This window comes from Xanthomonas rydalmerensis, assembly GCF_033170385.1.
Lineage (GTDB): Bacteria > Pseudomonadota > Gammaproteobacteria > Xanthomonadales > Xanthomonadaceae > Xanthomonas_A > Xanthomonas_A rydalmerensis.
In genome coordinates this window covers 957874-978000 of sequence record NZ_CP126170.1, presented here as the reverse complement: position 1 = coordinate 978000, position 20127 = coordinate 957874, and the positions used below count along the sequence as shown (strand labels likewise).

Sequence of the window (20127 nt, the reverse complement as noted above, 5' to 3'; positions counted from 1 at the left end):
ATGAGCATGTCGCTGAGCGACGCGGACTTCCACAAGTTCCGCGAATTCTTCTACCGCAAGACCGGCATCCGCTTCGACGACAGCAAGCGCTACTTCGTCGACAAGCGCCTGCTGGACCGTATCCGCGACACCGACAGCGGCGATTTCCGCAACTATTTCGTGACCCTGCGCTTCGAAGCCTCCGGGCAGGAGCTGCAGACGCTGACCAACCTGATGACGGTCAACGAAACGTACTTCTTTCGCGAGGAGTATCAGTTCCGCTGCCTGGTCCGGTCGCTGATGGAGGAGATCGTCGCGCGCAAGACCGATCGCAAGCCGATCCGGATCTGGTCGCTGCCGTCCTCGTCCGGCGAGGAGCCCTACTCCATCGCGCTGTACCTGCTCGAGTACTGGAACCGCATCAACGACTGGGACGTGGAAATCATCGCATCGGACATCGACACCGCGATCCTGCGCCAGGCGCAGCAGGGCCTGTTCAGCGCACGCTCCATCCAGCATCTGCCCCCCAGCGTCCTGCAGCGGTATTTCGAGAAACAGGCCGACGGCTTCCAGCTCTGCGACGACGTGCGCGATGCGGTCCGCTTCACCCGCGTCAACCTGATGGATGCGGACGACGTGCGCGGCCACGACAGCTTCGACGTGGTGTTCTGCCGCAACCTGCTGATCTATTTCGACGACCTGTCGCGACGCCGGGCCGCGGAGACCTTCTACGAGGCGCTGGTGCCGGGCGGCTTCGTCTGCCTGGGGCATTCGGAGTCGATGAGCCGCATCTCGTCCTTGTTCCGCGTTCGCAAGTTCCCCGAAGCGATCGTCTACCAGAAGCCCTTGGAGGACCGGTGAAACGCATCCTGATCATCGACGACGCCGCGACCGTGCGGCTGTATCACCGCAGCATTCTGGAAAGCGCCGGGCACGGCGTGGAAGAAGCGATCAACGGCATCGAGGCGCTGGAGAAGGCCTTGTGCGCGCCCTACGACCTCTACCTGGTCGACGTCAACATGCCCAAGCTCGACGGCTACGGCTTCCTGCGCGAACTGCGCGACCAACCGATTCCGCAGGCGCCGGCGCTGATGATCTCCACCGAGTCCGATCCGATCGACGAGCGCAAGGCCTACGCCGCGGGCGCCAACTTCTATCTGGTCAAGCCGGCCAAGCCGGAAGAACTGCTGATCTATGCCGGCCTGCTGCTCGGGGAGATCGCCGCGTGAATCCCCTGCTCGCCCAGTTCATCGCCGAGTCGCGCGACCTGCTGCAATCGATCGGCCAACATCTGATCGAGATGGAGCTGGCGCCGGACGACGACGCCCTGATGAACGAACTGTTCCGCATGGTGCATACCCTCAAGGGCAACAGCGGCCTGTTCGAACTGCCCGGCATGACCTGGCTGCTGCACGCGGCCGAGGATCTGATGGATGCGGTGCGCCACGGGCGCGTGGCCTACTCGCGCGACCTCGCCGATACGCTGCTCGAGGCGATGGACGAGGTCGCGGCGCAACTGGACCTGCTCGAAGAGGGCGCCGAACGCATCGCCGAGTCCGCGGCCACCCGGCAGTTGGCGGCGGGGCTGCGGGCCCTGATGGACACCGACACCGCACACGCCCGGGTGACGACGGCGCACGACGCGCCACACGCGCAGGGCGCACAGGACGCCGAGCCGAGCGTCGATGCGCAGCTTCAGGCCGAACTGCAGCAGATGCCCGAAACGCTGCGCATGCGGCTGTTCCGCGAGGCCTGCGCCGGCGCGACGCTGCACTGGGTGGTGTACCAGCCCGAACCGGATTGCTTCTTCAAGGGCGAGGATCCGCTGCACCTGATGCGGCAGATCCCGGACACGCACTGGACGCGCGTGCAGCCGCTGGCGCCCTGGGCGCCGCCGACCGAACTGGACATCTATCGCTGCCAGGTGGTGTTCCACGCGCTCAGCAGCGCCAGCGCCGAGGCGTTGGACCATCTGTTCCGCTATGTCACCGAGCAAGTCGTGCGGCACCCGGTGCCGGCAGCGGCGCTGGTCGTGGCGCAGGGACAGCCTGGCGCCTGGGCCGACGATGCGGCATTCCAGCAGGACGCGCAGGCGGTGCTGGAGGGCGGCGACCTGTCCGCGTTGCGCCAGCACGTGCAGGCACGCCTGGAGCAGTGCCCGGAAACCTCGTGCAGCGCCTCGGCGTTGCGCTGGCTGGACCTGCTGCTGGACTGCGCCGTGCCCGATGTGGCGCTGTTGCGGCGGGTGCTGCAGCAAGACGATACGGTCGCGCAGAGCGCTGCCGCTGCCGTCGCCCTGTCGCCCGCGCAGCAGGTCGCCTTGCGCAACCTGATCCAGGCGCAACGCCAGATCCTGGGCCAGGCCGATCCGCTGTCGCCGGGCAGTCTGCTCGGCGTCGGCGCGACGCTGTCGGCCTGCTGCGCCGCCAGCGGCCAGACCGCACTGCAGCCGGCGCTGACCGATGCCCTGGACATGAGCCTGGTCAGCCACTCGGCACAGCCGCTGCTGGAGTGGCTGGAGCGCCATGCCCGGCAGTTGCCCACAGCCGCCGCGGCGAGGCAACCCGACACGCCACCCGCTGTGGACGCAACGCCCGTCGTCACCCGCGACGCGACGCCCGCGCTGCCTGCAACGGCGACCCAACCCGCCGATACGATCGCAGCGCCAACGGCGCCATCATCGGGTGCCGACGCCGGCGCACGGCGCAGCGAAGAAGGCGGCCAGGGCTCGCGCATCCTGAAAGTCGACCAGGCCCGCATCGATCGGCTGATGGACCTGATCGGCGAGATCGTGGTCGCCAAGAACGGGCTGCCCTACCTGGCATCGCGTGCCGAGGAGCACTACCGCGTGCGCGAACTCGGCCGCGAGATCAAGGCGCAGTACGCGGTCATCAACCGGATCGCCGAGGAGTTGCAGGACGCGATCATGCAGGTGCGCATGCTGCCGCTGTCGTTCATCTTCCAGCGCTTTCCGCGCCTGGTGCGCGACATCTCGCGCAAGCTGGGCAAGGAGGTGGAACTGGTGATCGAGGGCGAAGACACCGAGGCCGACAAGAACATCGTCGAAGCGCTGGCCGATCCGTTGATCCACATCCTGCGCAACAGCCTCGATCATGGACTGGAAACGCCCGAGCAGCGTCGCGCCGCCGGCAAGCCGGCGGTGGGGCGCCTGTTGATCCGCGCCCAGCAGGAAGCCGACCGCGTGCTCATCGAGATCAGCGACGACGGCCGCGGCATCGACCCGCACGTCATCAAGCGCAAGGCGTATGCCAAGGGCCTGATCAGCGAAGCGGCGCTGGACAACCTCAGCGACGTGGACGCGCAACGGCTGATCTTCACACCGGGCTTTTCCACCGCCGAGACGGTGTCCGACCTGTCGGGCCGCGGCGTGGGCATGGACGCGGTGCGCTCGGCGATCGAGAAGGTCAACGGCAGCATCGGCCTGGACAGCACCCCGGGCAAGGGCACGCGCCTGCGCCTGACGCTGCCACTGTCGATGGCGGTCAGCAACGTGATGGTGATCGAGACCGCCGGACAGATCTTCGGTATCCCCATGGACCAGGTCGTGGAGACCGTGCGCGTGCCGCAGTCGTCGGTGCGCACCATCAAGCAACAGCGCACCGCCACGCTGCGCGACCGCATCGTGCCGTTGGTGGCCCTCAACGACCTGCTGGCGCTGGACGCGCCGCCACGCCCGAACGCCGATGACGCGCTGGCCACCCTGGTGGTACGCGTGGAAGGCGAACACGTCGGCATCCTCGTCGACGAGTTCCGCGCCACCACCGACATCCTCCTCAAACCGATGAGCGGCGTGCTCGCCGGACTCGGCGGCTACGCCGGCTCGGCCCTGCTCGGCGACGGCTCGGTGCTGATGGTCCTCAATCCCAAGGAGCTGCTCTGATGCCCATCGCGTATCGCAAGCGCTCCGCCACCCTGGCCGGCGTGGTCAGCGTGGAAGACGCCGAAACGCTGCTGGCGTGGCTACAGGCCAACCGCAATGCCAAGCTCAATTGCGCCGACTGCGAACACCTGCATACCGCGGTGCTGCAGGCGTTGATGGCGACGCAGGCCGGCGTGTCCGCCTGGCCCAAGGACTCCCAATTGCGGCAATGGCTGCATTCCGCCCTCCATCCCTGATTCAAGGAACCCCCACCCAATGTCCAAATCCATCCTCCTTGTCGACGATTCAGCCACGATGCTCATGAGTCTGCGCAGCAGCCTGGAGCTCTCCGGCGGATTGACCGTGGAGACCGCCAGCGACGGCGTGCAGGCGCTCAAGCGCCTGCGCAGCGGGCCGCGCCCGGACCTGATCATCACCGACATCAACATGCCCAACATGGACGGCCTGGAACTGATCCGCCAGGCACGCCAACTGCCTGGCTTGCGCTTCACGCCGCTGCTGGTACTTAGCACGGAAAGCCAGCAGACTCGGCGTGACGAAGCCAAGACCCTGGGCGCGACCGGCTGGCTGGTCAAGCCGGTCGCCCCCACCGAGCTTCTGCAGGTGATCAAACAGGTGCTGCCCGGCGCATAGCCGAAAGGACGCTTCTCCCATGCTAGCCCCCGCTTCCTCTCCCGATCCGCTGGCGCGCTTCCGACGGCACCTGCTGTGCGGCCTCGCCGTGCTGGTGCCCTGGCAATGGCTTGGCTGCTGGCTCCTGCTCGGCCATGCCAGCGGCCGTCCGCTGCTGCAGGCCACGCTCGCCGCCGGCATCGCCGTGCTCGGCGCCGCCGTACTGGCGCTGTGGCTGTTCCGGCTGCCCTTCGCAGGCTGGCGCGAACTGAAAGCGAGCGCGTCGCAAGGCCGCGTGTTGGCGCACAACCAGCGCGTCGACGCCGAGGCCGGGGCGAAACTGGATGTGGCGATGCACGAGCGCCTGCAGGACGTGATCCAGGAAACCGAGCATTCGGCCTTGAACATCCTTCGCAAGCTGGAGTCGCTGCGCAAGCATTCCGATGAACTGCTGCAATACCTGCACAACTCGGCGCACAACAACGTGAGCCTGCAGGACGATATCGTCGCCAGCACCAAGCTGATCGAGGAAACCGGCGAATTTCTTCTGGCGCTGCCGCAAATGCTGTCCAACGAGTACGCCAATGTGCATCGGCTGGTGGACGAGATCGGCGCGCTCGGCGATCTGGTCAAACTGGTGCGCGAAATCAGTGCGCAGACCAACCTGCTCGCGCTCAACGCGTCGATCGAGGCGGCCCGGGCCGGCGAAGCCGGGCGCGGCTTCGCGGTCGTCGCCGAGGAGGTCCGCAACCTCGCCAACCGCTCGGCCAACGCGGCGCAGTTGGTGCAGAAGAACATCGAGCAGGCACAACGCCTGGCGATGGACAGCTTCGCCCTGGAAAGCCAGCTGAAGGAAAGCGTGCCGCTGCGCAACGCCTGCAAGCTGGCGAGCACCGTCGCGGAACTGCGGGCCAGCTATGTCGACCTGCGGTCGTTCCACAACACCCTGACCGCCAACGCCACAACGCACAACCAGGAGCTGGCCAACGGCATCGTCGATCTGCTGGGCGACATCCAGTACCAGGATGTGGTCCGGCAGCGGCTGGAGCGCATCCAGACGGTGCTGCAGCAGCGCAGCAGCGGCGACGTCGGCGACCCCAGCGCCCTGGTCGCGCAGTATCTCAGCCAGGACGGCCACCACGCACGCTACGGCCAGGCCGGGGTGCAACGCATCGAGCTGTTCTGATGGATGTACAGGGCGCCCTGAGCCCGCTCCGGGCCGCCCGGTTGCCGCCAGCAACGGTAGCCAAGTCGGAGCCACCCCGCATAGAATCGGGACGTACCTGGTTTTTGGCAGCGCCATGACATATTGCGTCGGCATCGAAGTGGACGAAGGCCTGGTCTTCGCCGCTGACACGCGTACCAACGCCTCGCTGGACGACGTCCGCGTGCATCGCAAGCTGCACGTGTTCGAGTATCCGGGCCAGGCGGTGTTCGCCATGATGTCGGCCGGCAACCTGGCGACCACGCAACTGACCCTCTCGCGCCTGCAGCGCGACGCCGACGATCCCGACGCGCCGCGCAGCCTGCGCACCTTCCGGCATCTGTTCGAGGTCGCCGAGTACGTCGGCGAAGTGCTGGCGTCCAGCCAGATCAAGCTCTCCGAGCAGTCGCAGAACAGCGGCGTCAACGTGCAGTCGACGCTGATCCTGGGCGGGCAGATCGCCGGCGAACGGCCCGGGCTGTACATGATCTATCCGCTCGGCAACGCCATCGCCACCTCGCCGGAGACGCCGTATCTGCAGATCGGCGAATCCAAGTACGGCAAGCCGATCCTGGACCGCATCATCCGCTCGGAAATGCAACTGGAAGACGCCGCGCGCACTGCGCTGGTGTCGCTGGACTCGACGATCCGTTCCAACCTGTCGGTGGGCATGCCGATCGATGTGGCGCTGATCCGCCGCAACGACCTGCGTGTCACCGAGCGCATGCGCCTGGAAGCCGACACCCCGCTGTACGCCGAGATCCACGACACCTGGTCGCGCAAGCTGGAAAACGCCGTGCGCACCCTGCCGCGCTTCCCCTGGGAACCGGCGCTGGCCGCCGACCACGACGACACCGCCCGCGACACCCTGCCGCCCCTGCCCCCGCGCCGCGCCCCGGCCCGCCGCGACCCGGAAGACCAGTCGGCGCAGCAGTGAAAGGCCGGGAGTCGGGAATCGGGATTGGGGAATCGTAAAAGCGGAGCGCGACGCCTCCGTTCCGATGTACGGAGTATGCCGGCGCTCATGTCATTGCAAGTTGCAATGCACGGCGGCTGCCTTTCGGCTCGCGGTCCCAACGTCTCGGCCATGAATAGGCAATGAGAAAATCGGGACTCGAGTCCCGACATCCTAGCCCTTGCGCGGGAAGCGCAATGGCCACCGAGGCGACGGCCGCTTGCGGTTGCCTTCCTATTCCCGATTTCTCAGCAACAGCGGGCCACAGTTGCTGTTGCCTTTCCCATTCCCCATTCCCGCATCCCCATTGCCAGCTCCTCAACCGCTTTCGAGGGCATGCGCCACCGCGCGGAACACGCGCTGCATTTCCAGCGGCTTGCGCAGGACGTGCACGGCGATGTCGGCGGGGAAGTGGTCGCGTTCCAGGTGGGTGCCGGTGTCCTCGAGCACGATCGCCGGGCCCTGGTAGCCCAGGTCCTGCAGCGCCAGCAGCAGGCGCACCGCCGACAGCAGGATGATGTCGCTGTCGACGATCATCAGATCCGGCAGGCCATGCTCCTCGACGTCGCGCAGCGCGGCGGCGCCGTCGGACGCCAGTTGCGGACGATAGCCCTGGCTGGACAGCGCATTGCCGAGCAGCGACAGCCGCGTGGCCTCGCCGTCGACCAGCAGCACGCGCTGGCCCTTGCCCATCGGCAACGACAACTCCGGTTCGGCCGATGGCGCCGTCGCGCGCAGCGGCATCAGCATTTCGAAGCAGGTGCCCTCGCCCGGCGTGCTGTCCACGCCGATCTGGCCGCCGTAGCTCTCGACGATGCGCTTGCAGGAGATCAGGCCCAGGCCGGTGCCGTCCGGCTTGGTGGTGAAGAACGGGCTGAATAGCCGCGCCTGAGTCTCCGCGTCCATGCCGATGCCGCTGTCGCGGACCAGGATGCGCACCTGCTCGCTGCCGTCGGCGCCGATCGCCGGCGTCGCCGACAAGCTCAGCTGGCCGCCGTCGGGCATCGCCTGGATCGCGTTGAGGCCGAGGTTGAGCAGGCACTGCTGCAGCTCGGTGTAGTTGGCCTCGATCGACAGTGTCGGATCGGCCACGTCCACCTTCAGCGTCACCCGCTCCGGCAGGCTGCTCTTGAGCAGCATCTGCACCGCCTGGAACAGCTCGGCCAGGCGCACCGGCTCGCTGGGCGTACGCGAGCCGCGCACGAACGACAGCATCGACTCGGCCATCTCATGGCCGCGCCGGCCGCACTCGGCGATGACGTCGGCCAGATGCCGCAGTTGCGGATCGTCGCTGCGACCGACGATCAGTTCCGGCACGATCAGCAGCGGCTGCAGGATGTTGCGCAGGTCGTGACTGAGACCGGCGGCGAGCAGGGCCAGGCTCTCGAGCCGCTGCGCGCGCATCAGTTCGCGCTCCACCCGCTGCCGCTCGCGTTCGGTGCGGGCCTCGCGGATCGCGCGCGCCACCGCCGACGGCAGACGCGTGGGGTTGTGCTTGATGATGTAGTCGTTGGCGCCGTCGCGCAGCGCCTCCACCGCGGTCTCCTCGCCGATGGTGCCGGAGACGAAGATGAAGGGCACCGCGTTGCCGTCCTCGCGCACCACCCGCAGCGCCTCGTGCCCGGAGAACCCAGGCATGCTCAGGTCCGACAGCACGATGTCCGGGGCGAACTCGCCGAGCGCCTCGCGCAGCGCCGGCTCGCTTTCCACGCGGCGGAACACCGCCTCCAGGCCGGCCTCCAGCAGCTGATCGGACAGCAGCTCGGCATCCTCCGGCGAATCCTCCACCATGAGGATCCGGATCGGGCCAAGCCTGGGGCCGGTGGTGGGCATGCGCGCTTACTCTTTGTCCGGCGCCTGGTTGATCAGCGCCCAGAAGGTCCCCAGGGTCTTCACCGCGGTGAAGAACTGGTCCACGTCCACCGGCTTGACCACATACGCATTCACGCCCAGGTCCCAACTGCGGGCCAGGTCGCTTTCCTCGCGCGAGGACGACAGGATCACCACCGGCAAGCGCTTGAGCGACTCCTCGCTGCGCACCAGCTTGAGCACTTCCAGGCCATCCATGCGCGGCATCTTGATGTCCAGCAGCAGCACCGCCGGCAGGCCTTCCTCGCGGTCGGCGTAGGCGCCGCGGCGCAGCAGGTAGTCCATCGCCTCCACGCCGTCCTCGACGTGCACGATGGGATTGGCCAGGCGCGCGTCGCGCAACGCATCCACCGCCATTTCGGCGTCGGCGGGACTGTCTTCGGCAAGCAGGATGGTGCGGATGGCGGTCATGCGATGAACTCGGTAGTGGGCGCTTCGGGCGCCGGAGGCAGGACGAAATGGAAGGTGGCGCCCTGTTCGGGGGCGGACTCGGCCCAGATATGGCCGCCATGGCGGGTCAGCACGCGACGCACGCTGGCCAGGCCGATGCCGGTACCGGAATACTCGCTGGCCTTGTGCAGGCGCTGGAACACGCCGAACAGCTTGGCCGCGTAGGTCATGTCGAAGCCGGCGCCATTATCGCGCACGCTGAAGTGATGGCTGCCGTCCGGCTGCACCTGATAGTCGACCTGGATCTGCGCAACCTCGCGCTTGGCGCTGTACTTGACCGCATTGCCGAGCAGGTTCAGCCACAGCTGCCGCATCATGTTCTCGTCGGCGACCAGGATCGGCAACGGCGCGATGGTCCACTCGATGCGGTGGCCGCTGTCGCCGTGGTCGGACTGGTAGTTGGCGTCGAGCACCGAGCGCGTCTCCGCCACCAGCGACTGCATGTCCACCGCCTGCAGACGCAGCGCGCTGCGGCCCAGGCGCGAGTACACCAGCAGGTCGTCGATCAGCGAGGCCATGCGCCGCGCCGAGGTACCGATCACCTCCAGGTAGTGCCGGCTCTTCTCGTCGGCGCCGTCGCCCAGATGGCGGGCCAGCTTGTCGGCGAAGCCGGCGACGTGGCGCAACGGCGCGCGCAGGTCGTGCGAGACCGAGTAGCTGAACGCCTCCAGTTCGCGGTTGACTTCCGACACCTGCTCGACCTTGCCCTCCAGCTGCCGGTTCAGCTCCTGGATGCGCTGCTGCGCGGTTTTCTGCAGGGTGATGTCGCTGACCGTCATCAAGACCACTTCGTCCTCGCTGTCCGGCAGCGGCATGCGCCGCGCATTCAGCAGCATGGTCCTTGGTACGCCGTCGGCGCCGACTTGTTCGTGCTCGAAATCCCACAATTCGCGTCCGCGCAACAGCACGTCGGCCAATCGCTGCACGATCACCGGATCTTGCCAGACGCCGTCGCCGACGTCGGCGAGCAGCTTCGGCGGATCCGCCAGGTCCATGCCGTACAGTTCGGCGAAGGCGGTGTTGTGCATCAGCATCCGCTGCCCATTGTCCAGGAGCACGATCGGCTCGCGCACGGTCTGCAGCACCGCCGCGGCGCGGCCGTTGGCGCGCAGCATGTGGCGCTCGGCGTCCAGGCGCCGGCCGATCTGCCGTTGCAGCAGCCAGATCACCAGGCCCAGCAGCAGGAGCTGCACCACCAGCGAGGTCCAGCTCATCATCGAGGCGAGCATCCGACGCTGCTCGGCGTCGGCGGTGCGCTCGCTCAGCAGTTCGTCCTCGCGCCGCTGCAGCTCGGCGATCAGGCCGCGCACCGGATTGTCGGCGGTCATGTCCTGGATCAGCGCGCGGATCCGCTCCGGATCGCGCGCCTGGGCGATGCGCTCGGCCAGCAGGCCGCGCCGTTCCAGCGTGCTCTGCAGGCGGCCGATGCGGATCTGCTGGTCGGGATTGTCGCGGGTCAGTTCGGCCAGGTGGGCCATGGTCGGCTGCAACGACGCGCGCGCCTCCTTGAAGCGCGCGGTCAGGATCGGCGACTGCACGCCATGCGACATCGCCATCGCCGCCGACTCCATGTCGCGCATGTCCGCTTCCATCGCGTTCAGCGTGGCGGTCACCTCCTGGCTGTGGCCGACCCAGTCGGCAGCGCGCAGGGTGCTGGCATTCATTTGCCGCAGCAGCAGCGAGGGCAGGATGACGATCAGGACGACGGCCAGGGCCAGCAGCGGCAGGCGCCAGCGGTCCCAAGCATCGTGTTTGGCGATGGTCTGCATAGCGGTGCGTCAGAAGAAGGAACGGCTGCGGCCATCGCGGGCGCGCATTGTCGCCCATCTTCCCCGGCAGCAGATAAATTGTTCAGCGAGCGCGCGATACCCCGATCGCGCCAGCGGCGTGGACGCTATCCCAGCCAGCACGCACGGCGGTACCGGCGGCAGGCCGCCGCCGAAGCGCCACCCGCGCGCGCCGCTCAGGGCTGGCGCGCCAGTGTAGGGGCGGCGCCGTGGGTGCCGGCCAGGGTCCAGGCCGGCATGCCGGCGCGGACCAGCAGGAAATCGGCGTGGCCACGCAGGCGGCGGCGCTCGGACTGGCTCAGGCCATGATCCAGTTCCTGCATCAGCGTCGTGAACGCCGGCCAGAAACCGGCATCGTCATGGAAAGTCGTCAACAACATGCTCAACTGCGCTTCGAGCCTGCGCACCGCGGGCAGCAGCGGCGACGTCTGCGTGTCACGGCTGGACAGCGCAGCGCCCAGCGCTTCGGCAGCCGAAGCCGCATGCCCCGCGGCCGGGTGGGGTTGGGTGTCCAACATTGCGCGCGATCCGTTGACGAACATGAAGGCATGATGTCTGAGCGGGTGTCAAAACGGCGCGAAATGCGATGCAGGTCGCGAATTTAGGCCACTCCGCCCAAAAAAAACGCACCCCGCAGGGTGCGCCATTGGCCGGTGTCGCGAGTGGGGCGCCTCGTCGCACCCCACCCGCGGCCGCGGCCGCGGATCGCAATGCTTACTTCTTGGCAGCGGCGCTGACCGTCAGGTCGGCCGCATCCACCTTCTTGACTCCCTTGATCTTCTTGGCAACCGCCACGGCCTTGTCCTTCTCCGCCTTGGTCGCGACCGTGCCGGACAACTTCACCGTGCCGTTGACGGTATCGACTTTGATTTCGGTGCCCGACACGTTCTTGGTGGCCAGCAGATCGGCCTTCACCTTGGTGGTGATCCAGGTGTCGGTGACCGGCTCGTTGGAGTCGTGATGGCTGGCGTCATGGGCAGTGGTGTCGTGCTGCATCGTGTCCTGCTGGCCCATGGTGCCGTGGTCCTTGGCGCTGGTGGCCTGGCCGGCTGCGAACGCCTGGCCCGCGCCGAACGCGAAACCGGCCACCAGGGTGGCGCCAAGCAGGGTGCGTGCATTGATCGTTTTCATCGTGTCTTCCTCCGCTGAAGGTGTGCGTGCAGTCTCCCCTAGTCCGTTGTACAGGCAACGTGACCGCCGAATCGCCGTAGCGTGAATACGCAAGCCGCCGACGCAGGGCGGGCGATACTGGCGTCCCGTCGCTTCCCGCCCGCGCCCATGTCCGACTTCAATCTCGCCCTGCTCGGCTTCGGCTACGTCGGCCGCACCTTCCATGCGCCGTTGATCGCACACACGCCCGGTCTACGCCTGCATACCGTGGTCTCGCGCCAGGCCGAGGCAGTGAGCGCAGACTGGCCGCAGGCGCGCGTGGTCGCCGATGCAACGCAGGCCTTCGCCGATCCGCAGATCGACGCGGTGGTGATCGCCACGCCCAACCAGACCCACGCGCCGCTGGCGCTGGCCGCGCTGGCGCAGGGCAAGCACGTGCTGGTGGACAAACCGTTCACCCTGGACGTGGCCGAAGCGCAGCAGGTGCTCGACCAGGCGCAACGTGTCGGCCGCATCGTCAGCGTGTTCCAGAACCGGCGCTGGGACGGCGACTTCCTCGGCGTGCGCGCCTTGTTGGAGGCCGGCACCCTGGGCGAGATCGCCGAGTTCCATTCCCATTTCGATCGCCATCGTCCGCAGGTGGGCGACCGCTGGCGCGAGCACGCCTTGCCAGGCTCGGGGCTGTGGTTCGACCTGGGGCCGCATCTGCTCGACCAGGCGCTGCAACTGTTCGGACCACCGCAGGCGCTGCAGGCCGACCTGGCGCTGCAGCGCCCCGGCGCGCAGGCGGTGGACTACGTGCATGCGGTGCTGCGCTATCCGCGATTGCGGGTGGTGCTGCATGCCGGTTCGCTGGTCGCGGCCAACGGCCTGCGCTTCGCGGTGCACGGCACCGGCGGCAGCTACCTCAAGCACGGCCTGGATACGCAGGAAGCGCAGTTGCGCGCCGGCGTCGTGCCGGGCGCGCCCGACTGGGGCGCCGATCCCCTGCCCGGCCAGTTGCGCCTGGTCGGCACCGATGGCACGCACGCGCTGCAGACCCTGCCCGCGCATCGCGGCGACTACCGCGAATGCTACGCGGCCTTTCGCGAGGCGATGGCCGGGCGCGCGCCCGCGCCGGTGGATGCGGCGCAGGCGCTGGCGGTGATGCGCCTGCTGGAGGCGGGCGTGCGCAGCGCCGCCTCCGGGTGCAGCGTGACGCTGGACTGAGGCGTCAGGCGGGACGCGTGCCGCCCGGCGCGGGCGCGTCGCCGCCCTCGTGCTTGATCGCATGGCCGCCGAACTGGTTGCGCATCGCCGCCAGCAACTTGTCGGCGAACGAATCGTCGTCGCGCGAGCGCAACCGCTCCAGCAACGACAGGGTGATCACCGGCGCCGGCACGTCCAGGTCGATCGCCTCGGCCACGGTCCAGCGGCCTTCGCCGGAGTCCTGGACGAACGGCGCGATCCCGGCCAGGGTCGGATTGGCGCCCAGCGCATCCGCGCACAGGTCCAGCAGCCACGAACGTACCACGCTGCCCTGGCGCCAGACCTCGGCCACCTGGTGCAGGTCCAGCGCGAATTCCTGCTTGCGCCCCATCAGCGCGAAGCCCTCGGCATAGGCCTGCATCATTCCGTACTCGATGCCGTTGTGGACCATCTTGGTGAAGTGGCCGGCACCGCTGGGGCCGACATGTCCCCAGCCGGCATCGGCGGCCGGCGCCAGGGTCGCGAACACGTCGTGCAGGCGCTGTACCGCGGCGGTGTCGCCACCGATCATCAGGCTGTAGCCCTCGCGCAATCCCCACACCCCGCCGCTGGTGCCGCAATCGACATAGGCGATGCCGTGCGCGGCCAGTTCACCGGCGCGGCGCATCGAATCCTTGTAGTAGGAGTTGCCGCCGTCGATCACCACATCGCCCTTGTCCAGCAGCGGCAGCAACGCGGCCAGGGTGTCGTCGACGACCTTGCCGGCGGGCACCATCAGCCACACCGCACGCGGCGCCGGCAACGCCGCGATCAGCGCGGCCATGCTGTCGACCGCTTCCACCCCGCGCTGCTGCGCCGAGTTGCGCGCGGCCTCGCCCAGGTCGAAACCGACCACGCGATGCCCGCCGCGCACCAGCCGCTCGGCCATGTTGGCGCCCATCCGGCCCAAGCCTACAAGTCCCAGTTCCATGCGTCGTTCCCGGTTCGAAAAAAGGAGGATTAGGGTCTCACGAAGCGACGGCGCCGACGTGACGCGCAGCTAAGGCGCTGGTGCGGCGGCGGGCGCCGGCGCTGGCGCCTGCGCGCAATCGCGCAGTTGCAGGTCGCGCCAGCGTTGGTACAGCGTGGTGTGCAGATTGTGCAGGGTCAGCTCGACCGCGAACGGCGTGCGCGGATTGCGATCCAGCAACCGCACCACGTGATAGCCGATCGGCTTGACGCCCTTGGGATGCACATAGACCTGGAAGCCGCGGTAGAACGGATCGTCGAGCAGGGCGTCGAGTTGCGCGAGCGCCGCCTGCTGCGTCGGATCCAGGCGCGCGCGCAGCGCCGGGTCGCGCGCGTACAGCAGCCGTTCGAAGCGTTCGCGGCCCGGGCCGCGCAGCGTCTTCGCTAGTTCCCAGATGCGCCGGTTCTGTGCGTCGTAGTACGCGAAGCCGCCGTGCGCGCGCAGCGCCGCCGCGGCCTCGGCGCTGACCGCGGCGACCACGAAGTTCTCCGCCTGGTTGTTGATGTCGTCCAGATAGCGGCGCTCGAACACATGCACGATGTAGCCCGGCGCGCCGAGGAAGGCGGCACGGCCGCGCTGCGACGTCTTGACCGCCTTGCCGTCGGCGAAGAAGGTGCCGGCATGCGCGCCGAGCAGGATGCTGTCGGTGTCGTGCAGGGTCAGGAAGGTGCCGATCGACAACTCGTCGGCACTGAACGCACGATCGAATGCGGCATCGCCGTACAGCTCGCGCTGTGTGGCCAATTGCGCGATCTGCCGGCCGACGCCGCATTCCGAGCGCACGTGGCCGCTGTAGAACGCCTCGATCGCCTGCGCATTGCCGCCTGCCGGACGATAGCCGCGGCCGAAGCTGCGGAAGCGCTCCCAGCCCTGCGCCTGCGCCCCGCGCAGGCCGAAGCCGATCCAGCCCAGTTGCAGCGCCGAGAAGCGATAGCCGGGATTGTCCTGCAGCCGTGCGACCGCGCGCGTGGTGGCCGCGCCCAGCTGCAGGAAATAACCGCACTGCGTCGCCGGCGCGTCCAGCAAGGCACGCAGCGCCTGCTGCCGTTGCGCGGCGTTCCAGGTCGCGGGCAAGGCCGCCTGCAGATCGCCGTGCGCCTGCGCCTCGGCCAGCGAACCGCGTTCGCATGGCGCGCCGGCCGCAATCTGCGGTTGCGCGGCGGCGGTGCTACCGAGGCGCCAGCCCAACCGCTCCAGCAGTGCCGCCAGGCAAGCCGCGCTGGCCTGGTCGGCCGGCGCTGGCGCGGCAGTGGCCGCGGCACTGGCGAGCAGTGCGGCCAGCATCAGGCCAACGCTGCGGCGCAGACGCGGCATGCGAGCGAAGCGGGGTAGTTGGATCATGGAGCGGGCATCGCGAGCAGGAACGTCCGTTGGCCGCGCCGCGGTGGCGCCCGCGCAGCGTGCCGCATGGCCCGTGCAGGCATCGCGAAACCACCCCACCGCACCGACGGCCCCGGTATTCACTCTTCCGCCATGCCCAGCGCCCCTACACTGCGGCTCCCTTGGCGCAAGCGACCCCCTGCATGCACGTGCTCGTTACCGGAGGCACCGGATTCATCGGCCGCGCGCTGTGCCCGGCTCTGCTCGCCGCCGGGTACCAGGTCAGCGTGCTCACCCGCGACCCCGCACGCGCGGCGCGGCTGTTGCCGGCGGTGCAGGTGCTGGACGACCTGCAGCGCGCCGCAGCGGCCGACGCGGTGATCAACCTGGCTGGCGAACCGCTGGGCGAGGGCCGCTGGAGCGCCACGCGCAAGCGCCGCTTCCGCACCTCACGCATCGGTACCACCCGTGCGCTGATCGACTGGATAGGCAAGCTCGACGCCGCGCAGCGTCCGGGCTGCCTGATCTCCGGCTCGGCGATCGGCTACTACGGCGACCGCGGCGACGAGGTCCTGGATGAAACCAGCACGCCCGGCGACGACTTTTCCGCGCAACTGTGCCGCGACTGGGAAGCCGAGGCGCTGCGCGCGCAGGAACTGGGCGTGCGCACCAGCCTGGTCCGCACCGGCGTGGTGCTGGGCCGCGACGGCGGGGCGCTGGCGCGGATGCTGCTGCCGTTCCGTTTCGGCATGGGCGGGCGCATGGGCGATGGCCGCCAGTGGATGAGCTGGATTCACCGCGACGATCAGGTCGGGCTGCTGATGTGGCTGCTGCAGCAAGGCGGCGAAGGCGCCTATGACGCCACGGCGCCGGCGCCGGTGACCAACGCCGCATGCGCGCAGCAGCTCGCCGCGACGCTGCATCGCCCCGCGCTGTTGCCGATGCCGGCGGCGGCGCTGCGCCTGGCCTTCGGCGAGATGGCCGACCTGTTGCTGGGCAGCCAGCGTGTCCTGCCGGCACGCGCGCAGCGCGAGGGCTATGTGTTCCGCTATCCGCAACTGGACATGGCACTGCGCGCCTTGCTTGCCGACTGAGGCACCGCGTCGCCACATCGCGCAACGTCGCACCGCACACCAAAATGAAAACGCCCCGGCGGAGGCCTCCGCCGGGGCGAGCTGCATCAGGTTGCCGCGTCGGCGTCAGGCGCCGATCGGCACGCTGCGGTCGCGCGACTCAATAGCGCTTGCAGACGGTCTCGACCACGCGATTGCCATTGGCCTGCTGACGCTGACCCTGGATGTAGCGGCCGGTGGCACCGCCGGCAACCGCGCCGCCGACCGTGGCCAGCTTGCGGCCATCGCCCTTGCCGATCTGGTTGCCGAGCAGGCCGCCGATCGCTGCACCCGCCACGGTGCCGCCGATGCGGTCGGGGTCGGTGCTGTTCTTGCGCACCGCGACCTTCTTGCAGTGCACGCGGGTGCCGTCGCTGAAGCGGCGGCCGGCGTCCTCGGGACCGTAGTGGCGTTGCGCCTCGGCCAGCGGCGCAGCGGCCGTGGCGATGGCGAGCACGGAAAGACACAAGGCGGACTTGAGAGTGTTCATGCTGATTGCTCCTGGGTGGCGGAGCCGATGCGCAAGCACCGCGCTCTCGACGGGCGCCACCTTCTCACCGGCTTCGCGAATGGTTCGTGAAGCGAAATTTGCCGCATTCAGCTTCTACAGCTGCACCTGAATCAGTCGGCCCCGCCGGGGCCGCCGCTCGGCGGCACCGTGGTGGCCGGCGGCTGCACCGCGGTGGTGGCCGCGGGTGCCGGCGGCGGCGTGGTCGCCGCGGCGGGCGTCGGAGTCGGCGCGGCAGTCGGCACGGGTGCCGGTGCGGTCGGTGCCGGCGTCGTCACGGCCGCGGGTGCGGGCGTGGCCGCGGGCGGATGCGCAGGCGGCTCCGGTGCCGGCTTGCTCTTGGGCAGGTACTCGGTCATCAGCTGGAAGAAGCGCTTGTAGAAGTCGCCGTCCTGCACCGTGCTGCTGGCCACGCGCACCATCGAGTCGTCGCTGCTGCCGATCGGCAGCGACACCGAGCCGAGCACGCCGACGCCGACGCTGGCCGAGGTCGGGCTCTTCTTCAACGCATAGCGGTCCTGCAATGCACTGACGAACACCCAGGACTCGTCCTGCCCATGCGCCACACAGGACACGCGCAACTCGAGTTGCTCGTGCAGATCGTCGCTGGGCTGGAAGTTCTTGGTGCCCTCCACCGCATCGGCGGTGGCCTTGGACACCACGTAGCCCTGGCTGAGCAGCGCGCGGCGCGCCGATTCGCAGGCCTGCGCCGGCTGCACCGGGTAGTTGCGCGAATAGGTGTTGTCGGAATTGAAGGTCTCTTTCACCAGGCCGTCCTGCTTGCGGGCGAAGCAGCCACTCAGGCCGATCGCAATCAGCGCGAGCGCGGGAATGGCGAGAACCTTGGAGGTAGCGGACATAGGCCGTTGACCGAAGAGAGGGAACCGCGGCAAAGGATAGCCGCAAGCGCGTCGGCACGGCCTTGACGCCGCCGCGGCCGCTCATCCCGCGGTTAGCGAGGTGCGCGGCGTGGGGTACCGCCGCGTCAGGCGGCGGACTCCAGCGCCAGGTCCACGCGCAGCAGGCCGCCGTCGCGGTCGCGGCGTTCGGCGCGCAGGTAATGATGGGCGTCGAGCAGTGCCAGGGTCGGCGGCGTCGCCAGCGGTTCGCCCCACAGGCTCAGCAGGAAGCCACGTGCGCGCAGCCAGTCGAGCAGCCGCAGCAGCCTGTCCAGGTCGCGCGGCAGCAGCAGGTCGACGTCGCCGGGCAGGCGCGCCGCCGCCGCCGGATCGGCCAGCCAGCATGGATAACTGCCGTGCACCGCGAAGGCAAACCCGTCGGCACGCAGGGCCGCCAGCAATTGCGCCGTGCCCGGCAGGTCGATGGGCTGGCGCCGGTGCTGGAAGATCAGCGCGTACTCGTGGCTGCGGTCGCTGCGGGGATCGCCAGGTGCCAGCGACTGCGCCGTCGCGCGCGGGTAGCACAGCACGCGCTCGGGACAAGGCGCGAACAGGCTGCCGAGGATCCGCGCCAGGTCCCAGGCCTGCGGCAGCGTGGCCTCGCCGAGTTGCACGTTCTCCACCATCGCGATGCAGAAGCCGTCCTCGCGCAGCAGGCGGCGCACGCCATGGAACACGGCGCGCAGGCCCTGCAGATAAGCGGCGTAGTCGGCGCTGGCGTAGAGCTGACCAGGCGCCGCCGCGGCCGGCCAGGCGCAGCCGAAATACGGCACGTTGGTCAGGCACAGATCCACCGGTGCGTCGGGCACGCACAGCGGCAAGCCGCCGTCCAGCACTTCGGCCCGTAGCCCGAGCCGTTGCAGCCGTTCGCGCGCCAGCAGCGCGCGCGCCGCGTCGATCTCCAGGCCGATGCCGTGGCGGCCTTCCACTTCGGCCGCGAGCAAGGTGCTGCCGAAGCCGCAGAACGGATCCAGCACGCGCTCGCCTGGCGCGCTGAAGTGACGCACGAACGGACGCATCTGCCCGACCCAGCCGCAGTCGCGCGCGCCCAGCGGATCGCGCTGGCGCAGGTCATCAGGCAAGCGATGCTCCGGCGGATCCTGCACCGGCGTCCACCAACTGCGGCTATCCATGCTCCGCCCGCCACAGCAGATCGCGGTCCGGCTGCCAGCCGGCGCACAGCCGGCCGTCGGCGAAGAACACCAGCTTGTAGATGTCGCCGCTGTCGTGGCGCGCCTGCATCGCGCCGTAATCGGAGGTCTCGAACACCACCTCCATGCCGTCGGCGGTGGCCAGGCGCAGGTTCCAGAAGTAGTAGCCCTCGGTGATCTGCAGCGGCTGCAGGTCGCGCCACCATGGCGCGGCCATGCAGGCGCCGAGCACCTGTTCCACCGCGACCCGTGCCTGGGTCAGATAGCGCGCGGTTCCGCCGTCGCGGTAGCCGTCGCCGAGCCGGGAGAACTCGCGGAAGATCACCGTACGCGCCCCGCAGGCGCGCGCCCAGTCCAGATAGGCCGCGACGCCGTCGGCATCGGCGATGCCGCCGTGCTGCAGGATGCACACCAGGCGCAGCGGCAGCGCGTCGGCGATGCGCTTCGCGGTGGCGACGAAGACACCCGCATCGGCGATCGCCTCGCCGGGGCGAAAACGCATGATCGCGTCGTTGCGCGCCTGTTGCGGATGGTGCCGCGACAACTCCAGCCACGACAGGCCGAAACGCTGCAGCGCCTGCAGCAGCGTCTCGCCCTGGCCGCGGGCGAAGCCGGCGCCATTGCTGTACAGCACCCGCTGTTCGACCAACAGGCCCTCGCGCTCGGCCGCGCCCAGGGTCTGCAGCAGTTCCACGAACCAGTCTTCGTCGTCGGTCATCTCCAGCCCCGACAGCGAATGCGACAGCGGCAGCCCGCGCAGCTGCGCCAACGCCTGGCGCAACTGCGGGAAGTAATCCGGCGGCGGCCGCAGGCTGGCCGCGGCGGTGCCGCCGGCCTGCGGCCGCAGGGTTTCCGAGCAGAAGCGGCAGCGCGCCGAACACGGCCGCACCGACGCGTAGGGAGTGAAAGTCACCGGCTGCGCGACGCGGTAGTCGCGCGCAGCGATGCGCTGCTGTCGCCAGCGCGACGCATCCGCCGCGGCCGGCACCCGCCATTCCAGATGCGGGGTGCTGGCGCGCAGGGCGGCGAACAGCGGCGAGCCGCCGCTCAACGGCGGCGGACTCGGCAGGGAC

20 protein-coding genes are annotated in these 20127 nt (G+C 69.0%); 9 read left to right on the top strand and 11 right to left on the bottom strand.

All coding sequences use genetic code 11. From position 1 onward, the window contains the following. From QN245_RS04150 to QN245_RS04120, 7 genes are all read left to right on the top strand, one after another. Positions 1–840, top strand: coding sequence for a CheR family methyltransferase (locus tag QN245_RS04150; protein WP_160966801.1), 840 nt, complete (start codon positions 1–3; stop codon positions 838–840). Beyond that, positions 837–1208, top strand: coding sequence for a response regulator (locus QN245_RS04145; RefSeq protein ID WP_160966800.1), 372 nt, complete (start codon positions 837–839; stop codon positions 1206–1208). Before QN245_RS04150 ends, QN245_RS04145 begins: the two co-directional genes overlap by 4 nt. Next, positions 1205–3880, top strand: coding sequence for a chemotaxis protein CheA (locus QN245_RS04140; RefSeq protein WP_317844633.1), 2676 nt, complete (start codon positions 1205–1207; stop codon positions 3878–3880). Before QN245_RS04145 ends, QN245_RS04140 begins: the two co-directional genes overlap by 4 nt. Further along, positions 3880–4116: a hypothetical protein gene (locus QN245_RS04135; protein WP_160966798.1), complete on the top strand. Its 237-nt coding sequence runs from the start codon at positions 3880–3882 to the stop codon at positions 4114–4116. The genes QN245_RS04140 and QN245_RS04135 overlap by 1 nt, the downstream gene beginning before the upstream one ends. 19 nt (positions 4117–4135) lie before the next feature. Then, positions 4136–4513: a response regulator gene (locus QN245_RS04130; RefSeq protein ID WP_160966797.1), complete on the top strand. Its 378-nt coding sequence runs from the start codon at positions 4136–4138 to the stop codon at positions 4511–4513. Positions 4514–4532: 19 nt separating this feature from the next. Further along, positions 4533–5678 carry a methyl-accepting chemotaxis protein gene (locus tag QN245_RS04125; RefSeq protein WP_317844632.1) on the top strand — a complete coding sequence of 382 codons (1146 nt, stop codon included), beginning with the start codon at positions 4533–4535 and terminating at the stop codon, positions 5676–5678. 115 nt (positions 5679–5793) lie between these two features. Continuing rightward, on the top strand, positions 5794–6633 hold the full coding sequence (locus QN245_RS04120) for a proteasome-type protease (protein ID WP_317844631.1): 840 nt from the start codon (positions 5794–5796) through the stop codon (positions 6631–6633). Positions 6634–6969: 336 nt separating this feature from the next. On the opposite strand, the gene QN245_RS04115 is transcribed toward QN245_RS04120, so the two are convergent. The 5 genes from QN245_RS04115 to QN245_RS04095 form a co-directional block, all read right to left on the bottom strand. After that, positions 6970–8484, bottom strand: coding sequence for an ATP-binding response regulator (locus QN245_RS04115; RefSeq protein ID WP_184447177.1), 1515 nt, complete (start codon positions 8482–8484; stop codon positions 6970–6972). A 6-nt stretch (positions 8485–8490) separates the two neighbouring features. Next, on the bottom strand, positions 8491–8931 hold the full coding sequence (locus QN245_RS04110) for a response regulator (RefSeq protein ID WP_010343137.1): 441 nt from the start codon (positions 8929–8931) through the stop codon (positions 8491–8493). Next, positions 8928–10739: a sensor histidine kinase gene (locus QN245_RS04105; RefSeq protein ID WP_317844630.1), complete on the bottom strand. Its 1812-nt coding sequence runs from the start codon at positions 10737–10739 to the stop codon at positions 8928–8930. The genes QN245_RS04110 and QN245_RS04105 overlap by 4 nt, the downstream gene beginning before the upstream one ends. 194 nt (positions 10740–10933) lie before the next feature. Next, complete coding sequence (locus tag QN245_RS04100; RefSeq protein WP_317844629.1) at positions 10934–11275, bottom strand: hypothetical protein; 342 nt, start codon at positions 11273–11275, stop codon at positions 10934–10936. A gap of 196 nt (positions 11276–11471) precedes the next feature. Beyond that, complete coding sequence (locus QN245_RS04095) at positions 11472–11888, bottom strand: BON domain-containing protein (RefSeq protein ID WP_160966785.1); 417 nt, start codon at positions 11886–11888, stop codon at positions 11472–11474. Between the two features lie 147 nt (positions 11889–12035). Here QN245_RS04095 and QN245_RS04090 point away from each other — a divergent pair, with 147 nt between their 5' ends. Beyond that, positions 12036–13076 (top strand): oxidoreductase, encoded by a 1041-nt coding sequence (locus QN245_RS04090; protein WP_317844628.1) that lies wholly within the window; start codon positions 12036–12038, stop codon positions 13074–13076. Positions 13077–13080: 4 nt separating this feature from the next. Here QN245_RS04090 and gnd read toward each other — a convergent pair whose 3' ends face one another. After that, positions 13081–14025 (bottom strand): phosphogluconate dehydrogenase (NAD(+)-dependent, decarboxylating), encoded by a 945-nt coding sequence (gene gnd / locus QN245_RS04085; protein ID WP_317844627.1) that lies wholly within the window; start codon positions 14023–14025, stop codon positions 13081–13083. Between the two features lie 69 nt (positions 14026–14094). Further along, positions 14095–15348 carry a hypothetical protein gene (locus QN245_RS04080; RefSeq protein WP_317845304.1) on the bottom strand — a complete coding sequence of 418 codons (1254 nt, stop codon included), beginning with the start codon at positions 15346–15348 and terminating at the stop codon, positions 14095–14097. A 239-nt stretch (positions 15349–15587) separates the two neighbouring features. Here QN245_RS04080 and QN245_RS04075 point away from each other — a divergent pair, with 239 nt between their 5' ends. Beyond that, positions 15588–16478: a TIGR01777 family oxidoreductase gene (locus tag QN245_RS04075; RefSeq protein WP_317844626.1), complete on the top strand. Its 891-nt coding sequence runs from the start codon at positions 15588–15590 to the stop codon at positions 16476–16478. A 139-nt stretch (positions 16479–16617) separates the two neighbouring features. On the opposite strand, the gene QN245_RS04070 is transcribed toward QN245_RS04075, so the two are convergent. The 4 genes from QN245_RS04070 to QN245_RS04055 all read right to left on the bottom strand — a co-directional run bounded on the left by QN245_RS04070 (position 16618) and on the right by QN245_RS04055 (position 20105). Further along, entirely contained in the window at positions 16618–16986 is a 369-nt protein-coding gene (locus QN245_RS04070) for a glycine zipper 2TM domain-containing protein (protein ID WP_160966777.1), read from the bottom strand. Between the two features lie 131 nt (positions 16987–17117). Continuing rightward, on the bottom strand, positions 17118–17864 hold the full coding sequence (locus tag QN245_RS04065; RefSeq protein WP_317844625.1) for a DUF2242 domain-containing protein: 747 nt from the start codon (positions 17862–17864) through the stop codon (positions 17118–17120). A 125-nt stretch (positions 17865–17989) separates the two neighbouring features. Beyond that, on the bottom strand, positions 17990–19036 hold the full coding sequence (locus QN245_RS04060; protein ID WP_184647704.1) for a DNA methyltransferase: 1047 nt from the start codon (positions 19034–19036) through the stop codon (positions 17990–17992). Beyond that, positions 19029–20105, bottom strand: a complete 1077-nt coding sequence (locus QN245_RS04055; RefSeq protein WP_425612940.1) for a hypothetical protein — start codon at positions 20103–20105, stop codon at positions 19029–19031. The genes QN245_RS04060 and QN245_RS04055 overlap by 8 nt, the downstream gene beginning before the upstream one ends. Positions 20106–20127 lie beyond the last annotated feature (22 nt).